We start from the raw sequence: 11,332 nt of genomic DNA, 5'->3' as shown, positions 1-11,332 counted from the left end.
AAATTTTGGCAATATTTTTTTAATTCGTGGATCGGTAAAGTCATCAATAATAAAGTCCACCACTCCTGTTTTTTCTAATTTTTCATAATTATTATCTGTAGCTATAGCAATAATTTGATTTGCTTGAGCATTATAAGCTCCTTGCAACCCAATAGGTGAATCTTCAAAAATAATCGACTCTTTTGGGTCCGTTCCAACATTTAAAGCGGCTTGCACATAAAAATCAGGTGCTGGCTTACTTTCTAATAAACTATCGTTATAAACCACTTGTTTATAATCAAACCACTTCTCTAAATGAAACAGTTCAAAATAAAAATCTAAATTAACTTTAGGAGAAGCAGTGGCAATATTCATCGGTTGCCTACGTTCAATTAAAAAATCAAAATAATCCGTCACACCTTCAATCAGATGAGGGTGCTGATTCTTTAAAACCAACTGACGATAAATGGCTTCCTTTTTTTCCGATAAAACCGCTGATTCTTTGTTCGTAAGCTTTTTACCTAAAATTGCTTCCATGTTCAAGTGATTGGTTCGACCATGAATCTGATCAAATTCCGCTTCAGTAAATTTTCTTCCGATTAATTCTTGTATAAATTTTTGCCAAGCACATTCATGTAGCTCAGAATCCTTAAATAAAGTACCGTTAAAATCAAAAATAACTGACTGCATGTCTTCACTCCTTGCAATAAGTAATCCGTTATTTACAATCATTGTAACATAGACCTTTAACATCTTTTTCTTCTTATAAATCACTTATTATACAATAAATATATTTTAAAGAGCCCAATTTCGTTTCGTTCGAAACTTAATTATTTACGTTTAAAGTAAAACATGTTAAATTATACTAAAAGAGAATAAGATGATTATATTGTTGAAATAAGTAAGAAAGGAGAATGAAGATGGAAGATAAAAATTTCTTGCAAAATATAAAAACGGCTATTTCGAGTGTGACTTTGTTAAAATATAGTGTTCTTTTTGTTTTATTTAGCTTCTTTGTGCACGAACAACTTTTTTGGAAAAACTCAGAAATTAATAATAAAATTTTACTTTCCCTCGTCCTTTTAGAAACAATTTTATTCGTTTTACTTTCTATTGATTTTTACTTTGTTAACAGGAAATTTAACGAGGCCTTTCATCTTCGTCGTTATACACATCGCCAAACAAGTATTGTCAAATTATTCAAAGGAAACAAAGCGTTAACAAAAATTCTTTTTAATAATGTTGATAAAAAAGATATCTCTAATAATAAGCACTCCGCTATCCCTCTTTATCCACTGGCAAAAGGTGGCTTAAAAAATATTGAAGAAGTAGATGATGAAATTTACTCAAACAAAACCTTAGGAGATGGTTTTGCCATTGTCCCCTCCGAAGGAAAAGTACGTTCTCCTATTGATGGCAAAATTGTCAGTTTATTTCCCACAAAACATGCAGTAGGGATAAAGGATAAAAATGGAATAGAATATTTAATTCATATGGGAATTGATACTATTGATTTAAATGGCCACGGTTTTCAAACATTTGTTGAATTAAACCAGAAAGTCGAAACGGGAGATCTGCTTACTGAAATGGACTTAGATTATATTGCTTCTAGACATAAAACTACTGATATTATCTTTGTCGCGCTCTCCAAGGAACAGATTGACTCTTTAGATATTGTTCATGATAAAAAAGTAGGCCTAAATGAAACGATCGGAGAGATTATCCTAAAATAGTCTTATTATAAAAAAATATGTCCGGCTGATTTTTCACTTTAAGAAATGTCAGCCGGACACTTTATCTTTAAATTATTTTTCTACTATAACCGCTAAAAGATCTTCTCCTACAACGATTTCTGTTTGATTATTCTCAACTACATCAAGGTATTGATCCGTATTTGTAACAACTACAGGAGTAACTATAGACAACCCTGCTTCTTTTATTTTCTCAATGTCAAAAGTAACCAATAAATCTCCTTTTGTTACTTTATCTCCTTGTTTTACAGCTAATATAAATCCATTTCCTTCTAAGTTGACTGTGTCCATTCCAATGTGTACCAGTATTTCAACACCTTCTACTGTAGTTATTCCTACAGCATGACCTGTAGGAAACAAAGTGCTTACTGTACCATCTGCTGGAGCGTATAATTTGCCAACAGAAGGTTCTATCGCCACGCCCTTTCCCAAGGCTTCAGAAGCAAAAACTTGATCGGAAACCTCGGATAATGGGAAGATCTTTCCTTCTAAAGGACTTGCTAGAGTATAACGCTCTGTCTTATGAAGACCATCAGAATCAAGTCCATTATTAGACTGATTTGTAGCTTGGACTGGTTTTTCAGCTGATTTTGCAGGATCTTCAAAGCGGAAAACAAGTGTTAAAATAAATGCTAAAACAAAAGCTATGACTGTTCCAATAATGGCTATAATAACGCCAGATATTGATTTTGTGTCTTGAGGAATAAAACCAGGTAAACTTAATAAACTAACTAAACCAAACGAAAAGTTTTGTACCTGTTTAAAAGCAACAAAAGCCCCACCAATAGCCCCGCTAATACAAGCAGCAATAAAAGGCTTTTTCAATGGTAAAGTAACTCCATACACCGTAGGCTCAGTAATACCAAATAAAGAAGTAATTGTTGAAGAAACAGCCAAACTTTTTAATTTTATGCTTTTTGTCATAAAGAAAACAGCCAAGGCAGCGCCACCTTGAGCCAAAACAGCAGGTAATAACATAGGCATCAAGGAGTCTGACCCTTGAGCTAAATTAACCATCATAATTGGAATAAAGCCCCAGTGCATACCAAACATCACAAATACTTGCCATAAACCACCCATGACAGCTCCTGCAATAATGGGACTTACGCTATACACGCTATTATAAGCTTGTCCCAACAAATCACCCAAGACCGTTCCAATCGGTCCGATCGCGATAAAAGTGATAGGTGCCATAATGATAAAAATCAATAGCGGAACGAGAATCGTGCTTAAAAAAGATGGAATCACTCTTTTAGCAAAACGTTCAACATAGCTCTGTATAAACACAGCTAAAACAATCGGGATAACAGAAGATTCATATCCTGATGGCCCTATAATCACAGGAATACCAAAAAAGCTAAGTGTTTCTCCAGCTAACGCAGTCACAGATGGATGAACAAGTGCCATCCCTAAAGCAACGGCTAAATATGGGTTTGTTTTAAATCTTTGAGCAGAAGTAAATGCCAGCATCACAGGTAAATAAGTGAATACACCATCGGATATTGAAAATAAGACCGTATAAACACCTGAAGTCTCTGTGACCCATCCGAGGGTAAGGGCTAATGTGAGAAACCCCTTTAACACTCCAGCGCCAGCCATAGCTCCTAAAAAAGGAGTAAAAATCGAAGAAATAATATCTACAAAACGATTGAAAATATTTCCTTTAGTTTTCTCATTCTCACTTTCTTGCGCCTTATCGCTAAAATTTTCTAACGAAGTTAACTCTTGAAAGACATCTCCTACATGACTACCAATCACAACTTGATATTGCCCACCACTTTGAACGACTTGGATAATATCATCATCATTTTTTAACTGCTCTGTGTTGGCTTTCGCTTCATCTTTTAATACAAAACGCAAACGTGTTGCGCAATGAACAACGCTTTTAACATTTTCCGGACCACCCACTCCTGCTAGTACTCGCTGGGCAATTTCACGATTTTTATTCATTTTACTTCTTCCTCCTTTTATTTTCATAAAAAAACCTAGACTGAAAAAGAGTACTAAATAAGAAATAATTCTTATTCGACACTCAATTTTCAATCTAGGTTTTGCCTGATAACAGTTACAATCCTATCTGATTGAAGTTTACTTTTTTTTATCATTTACAACCCTTTGGATATGAATCGTCAAGTAGATCATTTCTGATTGACCAATTGATTTTCCATAAGTTGTTACTAGATAATCATTGATACGTTGAACAGATTGGAAAGATTCTGGGTACTTTGATTGCACTAAAGCAAAAAGAAACTCATCCTCTTCATTAAATACCTCTTCAGTTAAATAACGCTGTGCAAAATATTGCAGGTGTGTCACGATACGCTGATAATTTAACGACTGCGGGTCAAAAGTTTGACCAAAAAAACGGCTAATGATAGATAATATATCGCGGACGATCTCAGTCATCTGCATCGTCGTCTGCATATTGTCATTTTCTTGTTTACCATTAACAATATGCAAAGCAATAAAGCCAGCTTCTGTTTCTGGTAATTTCACACCTAAATCCTTTTTTATTAACTGTCGCGCTTGTTGGGCAATAGCAAATTCTCTTGGATAAAACTTTTGCGTTTCAAACAACAGCGGATTTGGCATTTCAATGCCCTCACTCGCACGAGTGATTGCATAATGAATATGGTCAGTTAATGTAATGTAAATACTGGTTGACAATTCAACTTGCAAGTTATTTTCAGCTAAATTGATAATCTTCTTGACAGTTTCAACTTCTTCAGCATCAACGTCAGAAAAAAGCTGCTGCATCTGTAAACCATTAAAAGAATCTTTTAAAACAAATTCCTTTTGAATAAACGCTGGATCAATCTTATCGCCCACTTTCTTTTTAAAAGCTAGGCCTCGCCCCATATAAATTACTTCTTCGTTTGCTTTATTAGTAGAAAGGACAACATTGTTATTTAAAATTTTTGTAATAACCATAGAAACCTCTTTTTCCATACAAAAAAACCTAGAATTATCCCCATAAAAATGGTTAATTCTGGTTTTGCCTGCGTACAGTAACAATCCATATTCAAAATACAAGTGCAACTTTCTTAAAAAAATAAACTAATGCTTTTATTCATTTTTCTATCGATTAAAACATAACTACATGAGCTTAGCTCTACTAAAAAAACCGCTCCTTATAAGGAACGGCTTTTATTAAGCAAAATTTTTCACTTAAAATTGATCATTATTTAAAGCTTTCTGCATCTCTTTTACCATATCAGAAATAGGAGAAATAATCCCATCTTGGGTTGTGCCATAATGTTTTTGCATTGCTTTAACCGTTCCTGGTCCAATATTGCCATCTTGTGCGAGCCCTAATTGTTTTTGGATCGCACGCACAACATTAGATCCTCCTGTCCCCCACTCTGCTGCATAAACATTCTCATTGGCGCGGGTTTTGATTTGTCCGCTGATAACACCATCGATCGGTTTTGTACCAAAATATTCTTGCAAACGTTTTGTACAATCGCTCCCCCATTGTCCATCAACTGCGATTTGACGAGGTTGATTGTTTCCATTTCCTACCTGGCCGCTTTCTACGTCTTTTTTGAATTGTGCTTGACTAATGCCCCATTTCGCCAAATAAGGATACGGATCTACATGATCACTTTTGCTATTTGGTTGGTTCAAGGAGCAATAATTATGCGATAAAATTCCTGTTTCCCCACTATCAACTTTAATAGCTACTCCAGCGTTTTTAGCTGCTTTACGCAGCAGGTCAATATAATTTTTATAGTCTTTTTCAAATTCTGCCCGTGTTTTATGAGATTCGATTAGTTCAATTGACGCGTACCCATCGCTGTTCCAATCTCCTCCCACATCCCAGCAACCTTGGTTGACTGGAGCCACTTGAATCACTCTCCCATTACCTACTACATGGGTATAAAAGCCTGTCGTAAGATCCTTTGTTTGCATAAAATCTGCCTCATTTTGTGCTGTTGAATCAGGGTTTCCTGTGGAATGAGCATGTATCTGCTTAAATGGAGGGTTCCCTACTTGTGGTGTTCCTTTTCTAATTTGCTTTTCAGTTTTTGGTAGTGCCATATTAATCATTTCCTTTCCTTATTTATTTAAAATTATTCGTTTATTCCGCTATTCTCCCTTTTTTAAATTTAATACTTTCGCAAATACTTGATACAAGCCCGTGGAAGCTAGACCACTGGCTGCTCCAATAACAATGGCTTCAACATTTATACCATTGACTGTTGCACCTAAAATTGCGCCAAGTATACAAACAATAAACGGAATATATTCTCGAGCTCCTTGTAAGACTGGAGTTGCTTTAATTACATAACCAACAACCAGACAAGCTATTACAATGATGGGTACAAGACGCTCTTTTAAAAATTCTAGTTCCACTTATACATCACCTCCTTGGAGTCTAAAATAGCCGTTTCATTCCCTAAATTTAGCCCTTTTCAAAGATTAGCCGATTCATTTTCGATACTTTTTGTATCTAAAACAGATAAAAAATAGCTATTTTTTTACTTCGTCCTCTCAAAAATCTTATAAGAAAGAGAAAAATCTAGTATTCACGCTATTTGTTTTATAAATATATCTCAAATCATAGCATCGCCTCCTTTATTTCGATACGTTACGTATCGATACATTCAATATACACGATATATTTTGTATCGTCAATCGTTTTTTGATAATTTAAGTATCTTTTTTTATAAAAGATACAAAAAGTATCTTTATTATGTTATTATCATTAATAAAGGAGGCATTTTTTATGTTTGGTCAAAAACTAAAAGAGCTACGTTCAAGTAAAAATAGAACACAACAGCAACTCGCAGATTACTTAGGGATATCCAGAGCTGCTTACTCCCATTTTGAAAACAGTAGGAACGACCCAGACCGAGAAACAATAGTAAAACTAGCCGATTACTTTAATGTCTCGACAGACTATCTATTAGGAAGAGAAAATAGAGAATATCAAAACCCTGAAAGTAAGAGTCAAACAGTAGCTGCCCATATAGATGAGGATGTTTCAGAAGAAGAGATGGAAGACATTTTAAATTACATTGAATTTATTCGGCAGAAACATAAAAAGGAGTGATTGTTTGGACAAAACAGAAGAATTAATGTCTCTTTTTTCAAACCTTTCCTATGTGTATGATGATAATATGCCTAAAAAACAAGGCGGCTTGAATATAGATAATTATGTGTATTTAAATCCTCACCAATCAAAACCAGAGTTAACAAGCACGGTGTCTGAAGAAATTGGTCATTATTTAACTAGTGTGGGAGATATTACTGCACAAGACACAAATGAAAAACGGAAACAAGAAAGAAAAGCTCGTGATGTGGGAGCAACTTTAGTTGTAACTGCGGAAGATATATTAAAATGTTTTGATAGCGGATGTGAAACCACCCATGATTGCGCTGACTTTTTAGGGGTTACTGACAAAACTTTCCATGATGCAATTGAATATTATAGAAGGAAATATGGAGGAATATTAACAGAAAATAACGATATTCTTATTTTTAATACAGACGGAACAATTTCCGTTCATAAAAGAAAAGACGGAGGCTAATTTTTTCATTCATTAAAGATAATTTTTTTTACAAGTTACTTTCAAAAAAGTTATCAGAAAACAAATATATAAGAAAAAAAGAACTATAACATTAGTTCTTTGAGTAATAAAATATCCGAACTATAAAAGAAATTGCTCCTGCGATTACTCGTCGCACGGAAAACTTTGCTCCTGCGATTACTCGTCGCAAATCCAAAACAATTAGCAGCTTTCAGTAAATATAGTTCGGATATTTTTATCTTGTTTTTACTTGTGTCACAGTTTCTTTGGATTATCTGCCGCCATTTTTATACTAAAATAAAATTAGTTACTTTCAAAAAATAAATAATTGTCTCCATTATAGTTAAGCTCGACCAAAGCTTGTTCATCCTTAGGAAGTTTTGCTACCAATTCACCAGTCACCTTCTCTCCCTTATGAATAAGCGCCACTTCTCCATTAATTTCTCCACTATCTTCTGGCGTTGCTAAAGGTTTTTCAGGAATAGGTAGCAGCTCTGGTTCAAACAATTTATTTCCCTCTTGGTCTGTAGTACCATTTACAACTGGCATCACCATTCCATATTCGGGTCCTTCCACCAAATTTAATTCAAATTCAGCAATGACATAATCAAAGTCAGTCGGCTCTTCGGCAATCCCGCGATTAAGTTCATCACTTGACAGAATATCCCATGCTTGGTCGCCTCTGGTCATACTTAATAAAGTAATTTCAAAAGTACCTGGTTCAGTTACTGGTCCATCCTCATCCATTTCACCAAAAGCATCGTAAACATCCACTTCTCTAACCACTTTATCTTCTACACCAGCAGGGTTAACTCCTGATCCTAATTCCTCCATATTAAAATCAGTATCCCAGCCTGCGTTTAGTGAATTCTGGTAAGCTTCTTCTGGAAATTCTACCTCATTCCCATCCTTATCCACTAACTCTGAAGGGGCCATATCTGCTGTTAGTTCTTGAATTTCTTCAACTGTCTTATCTTCAAAAAAAGCATTGATTTCTTCTTTTGACATGCTGTTGAAGTCTGGTTTATCTGCAGCCTTACTCTCTTCTGTGGTACTTACGCTTGTTTCGTCCGTTTTAGCAGTATTTTCTTGATTACCGCAGCCCGCAATAACAAAAGATATTCCAGCCAACAAGATTATTTTCTTTAATAATTGTTTATTTTTCATTTCTAAAACCCCCGCTTTTTTAGTAATTTCATTTTCTCTTAAACATAAAACTCTTTTATAAAAGTAAATTTACTAGTATTTTCTAACAAATAAAGCTATTTAAGAGAAAATGGAATCCTCCTTTCAATAAGTAGGTCTGTAATAAGCAATACATATTCTGCAGAAGGGTCTTCTTCGATAATGGCGTGCGTTGTCACTGTTTCTCCAGGTGGGATCATATCATCATGCATTTGTACCCAAGTTGATACTTCATCTTCTGCGTACTTTTCCAGACTTTGTAATTCTTGATTATTACTATTGTAAGCTTTAACCACTGGCAGCAAACTCCCCACGGTTCGCTCAGAAGAACTTTCATTGGTTAATTCGATAGGAATTGTTACTACATGAAACTTGCCAGCATAATTATCGAAAACTTCTTTTTTAATCTCACTTTTTACGTTGATAGTTCCACCATCAAACTCAAAAGGACTATCCAACTCAAGATTACTAATTGCTTCTTTTCTTTCTACTAAGCTTTGATATAATTCTCTTTTGTTTGTTTTTATGACTTCACCTTTGTCATTTGGCTCATCTTCATAATAAAATTGAATTTCTTTTCCTTTTTTTTCAATGATAAAATCAGATTGATCAGTCTTATCTTCTTCTGTAGAATTATTTAACCTTACTTTTTCTTCTTCTACAGTTAAAATAAAATTTTGAAAAATCTGACTATTCTGCTTTACAAATTTGCTAATTGGTACATCTTTTATAGCTGACTCTAGTTCTTCTCCGCTTGAATATTCATTAAAAAACAACTCATTTTCACGAAAAAATGGCATCACAACGCTGATTACCCGTTCTTCATAGTTTTCTTCTTTTTCTTGAATACTAACGGCGTAAAACAGTGCTTCATCATTATAAGTAAACTTGTACACTTCCCCTTCTCCAAAGAAGTCTGCATCTTCTTGTTTAGTACCACAACCTGCAACTAGTAAGAGAAACAAACCCAGCACAACCAACAACCTTTTTTTTACTTTTTCACCTCTCATTCTTTATAAATAAAAAATAAATATTAGCAATTAATTTGTGATATAGTGCACAAGAAATCATAATATAATTCTTGCTCCCTTTCAAAATACCTCATAGCACGCTAAAAAGTTTATTTTATGTAATATACTTCAATAACTTAATAATAGTGTCTTTTTTTGATAAAGTCTATATAATTGTGTGAAAATTTCCATAATTATATGGACATAATTATTAGCATGACTATTTTACTGTACTGTCATTATGTCTATATCAGCGAGTAAATAATAAATATAATTCCCGAAGAAAAGGTCATACTATGGTGTCAACGACATACGACGTATACCCATATTATTGATGAATTAGATCAAATGAAGACAACAAGAACGGCTGAAATCTTAAATAGCTTATATATAAATACAAAATGATTTTGTAATGTTATATTTTTAAATATTTTTCTGCAATTTTTTTATAAATAGAAAACCCCTAGAAATGTCGTTATAACAACATTTCTAGAGGTTTTAAATTTATTGTCGTGTTTTATTGTAAACACTATTTATACCGGCGGTCGGGGTCGAACCGACACGCCCTTAACGGGCACTGGATTTTGAGTCCAGCGCGTCTGCCAATTCCGCCACGCCGGCAAATTTCTAATTAGTACTAAGGCGGTAACCGGATTTGAACCGGTGATAAAGGTTTTGCAGACCTCTGCCTTACCACTTGGCTATACCGCCATTATACTATTAGGAATCCTATGTTTCAATAGGTTAACTAACTGGGATAGCTGGATTCGAACCAGCGCATGACGGAGTCAAAGTCCGTTGCCTTACCGCTTGGCTATATCCCAATAAGGGCGAATAGTGGGGATCGAACCCACGCGTGCCGGAGCCACAATCCGGTGCGTTAACCACTTCGCCATATTCGCCATGGCAGGGACAGCAGGAGTTGAACCCGCATCGACGGTTTTGGAGACCGTTGTTCTACCATTGAACTATGTCCCTGTAAATGGAGGAGAAAGGATTCGAACCTTTGAACCCGAAGGAACGGATTTACAGTCCGCCGCGTTTAGCCACTTCGCTACTCCTCCAATGGATCGGGACAGAATCGAACTGCCGACACACGGAGCTTCAATCCGTTGCTCTACCGACTGAGCTACCGATCCAGTGCAAAAACTTCAATAACGGTCTGGACGGGACTCGAACCCGCGACCTCCTGCGTGACAGGCAGGCATTCTAACCAGCTGAACTACCAGACCGTATGGAGGTTATAGGGCTCGAACCTATGACCCTCTGCTTGTAAGGCAGATGCTCTCCCAGCTGAGCTAAACCTCCAATAGCTAGTTAATGGTCCGTACGGGATTCGAACCCGTGATACCGCCGTGAAAGGGCGGTGTCTTAACCACTTGACCAACGGACCAAACTTAATTACGGAGAGTAAGGGATTCGAACCCTTGAGACAGTGAATACCATCTACATGATTTCCAATCATGCTCCTTCGGCCTCTCGGACAACTCTCCAAGCTCAAAGAAACCCATACTCTTCAATTTTCCTCAAAAAGAGAACTCCGGCAGTAGGACTCGAACCTACGACATCATGATTAACAGTCATGCGCTACTACCAACTGAGCTATGCCGGAATAAAGCGTGGCGATGTCCGACTCTCGCAAGGGGCAACCCCTCACTACAATTGGCGCTAAGAAGCTTAACGACTGTGTTCGGCATGGGAACAGGTGTCTCCTTCTTGCCATCATCACCACACATTAAATGAGTGAACCTTTGTTCCCTCAAAACTGGATAAAAAACCTCACTCAACACCCACCCCAAGAATCCTTCGTTTTTGGTTAAGTCCTCGATCGATTAGTATCCGTCCGCTCCAACCCTCGCGGGTCTTCCACTCC

Annotated in this window: 10 protein-coding genes, 12 tRNA genes and 1 rRNA gene; 3 read left to right on the top strand and 20 right to left on the bottom strand. The window is 36.0% G+C overall.

Going from position 1 to position 11,332, the window contains the following annotated elements; all coding sequences use genetic code 11:
- The coding region (locus TS1_RS11590) for an HAD family hydrolase (RefSeq protein ID WP_245610127.1) at positions 1–732 on the bottom strand (732 nt) is incomplete at its 3' end.
- Between the two features lie 167 nt (positions 733–899).
- On the opposite strand from TS1_RS11590, the gene TS1_RS11585 reads away from it, so the two are divergent.
- Entirely contained in the window at positions 900–1,712 is an 813-nt protein-coding gene (locus TS1_RS11585; protein WP_068710638.1) for a PTS sugar transporter subunit IIA, read from the top strand.
- Between the two features lie 72 nt (positions 1,713–1,784).
- Here TS1_RS11585 and TS1_RS11580 read toward each other — a convergent pair whose 3' ends face one another.
- The 4 genes from TS1_RS11580 to TS1_RS11565 all read right to left on the bottom strand — a co-directional run bounded on the left by TS1_RS11580 (position 1,785) and on the right by TS1_RS11565 (position 6,086).
- The gene (locus TS1_RS11580; protein ID WP_068710637.1) at positions 1,785–3,680 is read right to left on the bottom strand and encodes a beta-glucoside-specific PTS transporter subunit IIABC; all 1,896 of its coding nucleotides are present in this window, start codon (positions 3,678–3,680) and stop codon (positions 1,785–1,787) included.
- Positions 3,681–3,818: 138 nt separating this feature from the next.
- Positions 3,819–4,661, bottom strand: coding sequence for a BglG family transcription antiterminator LicT (gene licT, locus TS1_RS11575; protein WP_068710636.1), 843 nt, complete (start codon positions 4,659–4,661; stop codon positions 3,819–3,821).
- A 237-nt stretch (positions 4,662–4,898) separates the two neighbouring features.
- Entirely contained in the window at positions 4,899–5,771 is an 873-nt protein-coding gene (locus TS1_RS12480; RefSeq protein WP_083498311.1) for an N-acetylmuramoyl-L-alanine amidase, read from the bottom strand.
- Between the two features lie 48 nt (positions 5,772–5,819).
- Entirely contained in the window at positions 5,820–6,086 is a 267-nt protein-coding gene (locus tag TS1_RS11565) for a phage holin family protein (RefSeq protein ID WP_068710635.1), read from the bottom strand.
- Positions 6,087–6,459: 373 nt separating this feature from the next.
- Here TS1_RS11565 and TS1_RS11560 point away from each other — a divergent pair, with 373 nt between their 5' ends.
- On the top strand, positions 6,460–6,786 hold the full coding sequence (locus TS1_RS11560) for a helix-turn-helix domain-containing protein (RefSeq protein WP_068710634.1): 327 nt from the start codon (positions 6,460–6,462) through the stop codon (positions 6,784–6,786).
- 4 nt (positions 6,787–6,790) lie between these two features.
- Entirely contained in the window at positions 6,791–7,264 is a 474-nt protein-coding gene (locus TS1_RS11555) for an ImmA/IrrE family metallo-endopeptidase (protein WP_068710633.1), read from the top strand.
- A gap of 303 nt (positions 7,265–7,567) precedes the next feature.
- Here TS1_RS11555 and TS1_RS11550 read toward each other — a convergent pair whose 3' ends face one another.
- From TS1_RS11550 to rrf, 15 genes are all read right to left on the bottom strand, one after another.
- Positions 7,568–8,431, bottom strand: coding sequence for a hypothetical protein (locus TS1_RS11550; protein ID WP_068710632.1), 864 nt, complete (start codon positions 8,429–8,431; stop codon positions 7,568–7,570).
- Between the two features lie 95 nt (positions 8,432–8,526).
- Positions 8,527–9,423 (bottom strand): hypothetical protein, encoded by an 897-nt coding sequence (locus TS1_RS11545; RefSeq protein WP_157061675.1) that lies wholly within the window; start codon positions 9,421–9,423, stop codon positions 8,527–8,529.
- Between the two features lie 572 nt (positions 9,424–9,995).
- A tRNA-Leu gene (locus TS1_RS11540) sits at positions 9,996–10,080 on the bottom strand.
- Positions 10,081–10,099: 19 nt separating this feature from the next.
- Positions 10,100–10,170 (bottom strand) — tRNA-Cys (locus tag TS1_RS11535).
- 41 nt (positions 10,171–10,211) lie between these two features.
- Positions 10,212–10,283: transfer RNA gene (locus tag TS1_RS11530), tRNA-Gln, on the bottom strand.
- A 5-nt stretch (positions 10,284–10,288) separates the two neighbouring features.
- Positions 10,289–10,361, bottom strand: a tRNA-His gene (locus TS1_RS11525).
- Between the two features lie 2 nt (positions 10,362–10,363).
- Positions 10,364–10,437, bottom strand: a tRNA-Trp gene (locus TS1_RS11520).
- 5 nt (positions 10,438–10,442) lie between these two features.
- Positions 10,443–10,523: transfer RNA gene (locus TS1_RS11515), tRNA-Tyr, on the bottom strand.
- Between the two features lie 2 nt (positions 10,524–10,525).
- Positions 10,526–10,598, bottom strand: a tRNA-Phe gene (locus TS1_RS11510).
- 19 nt (positions 10,599–10,617) lie between these two features.
- Positions 10,618–10,691 (bottom strand) — tRNA-Asp (locus TS1_RS11505).
- Between the two features lie 3 nt (positions 10,692–10,694).
- Positions 10,695–10,767 (bottom strand) — tRNA-Val (locus tag TS1_RS11500).
- Positions 10,768–10,780: 13 nt separating this feature from the next.
- A tRNA-Glu gene (locus TS1_RS11495) sits at positions 10,781–10,852 on the bottom strand.
- Positions 10,853–10,863: 11 nt separating this feature from the next.
- Positions 10,864–10,952, bottom strand: a tRNA-Ser gene (locus tag TS1_RS11490).
- A gap of 45 nt (positions 10,953–10,997) precedes the next feature.
- Positions 10,998–11,071, bottom strand: a tRNA-Asn gene (locus TS1_RS11485).
- 5 nt (positions 11,072–11,076) lie between these two features.
- Positions 11,077–11,192, bottom strand: a 5S ribosomal RNA gene (rrf, locus tag TS1_RS11480).
- Positions 11,193–11,332: the final 140 nt, after the last annotated feature.

Origin of the sequence: Tetragenococcus solitarius NBRC 100494 (assembly GCF_001544195.1) — a bacterium.
Classification (GTDB): domain Bacteria; phylum Bacillota; class Bacilli; order Lactobacillales; family Enterococcaceae; genus Tetragenococcus; species Tetragenococcus solitarius.
The sequence above is the reverse complement of the archived record's forward strand: the minus strand, read 5'-3'. Positions and strand labels throughout refer to the sequence as shown.

What these genes read in the sequence shown, in the direction of transcription:
- TS1_RS11585 (WP_068710638.1), top strand. Translation starts at nt 900, where the DNA reads ATGGAAGATAAAAATTTCTTGCAAAATATAAAAACGGCTATTTCGAGT.
- TS1_RS11580 (WP_068710637.1), bottom strand. Translation starts at nt 3,680, where the DNA reads ATGAATAAAAATCGTGAAATTGCCCAGCGAGTACTAGCAGGAGTGGGT.
- licT (WP_068710636.1), bottom strand. Translation starts at nt 4,661, where the DNA reads ATGGTTATTACAAAAATTTTAAATAACAATGTTGTCCTTTCTACTAAT.
- TS1_RS12480 (WP_083498311.1), bottom strand. Translation starts at nt 5,771, where the DNA reads ATGGCACTACCAAAAACTGAAAAGCAAATTAGAAAAGGAACACCACAA.
- TS1_RS11560 (WP_068710634.1), top strand. Translation starts at nt 6,460, where the DNA reads ATGTTTGGTCAAAAACTAAAAGAGCTACGTTCAAGTAAAAATAGAACA.
- TS1_RS11550 (WP_068710632.1), bottom strand. Translation starts at nt 8,431, where the DNA reads ATGAAAAATAAACAATTATTAAAGAAAATAATCTTGTTGGCTGGAATA.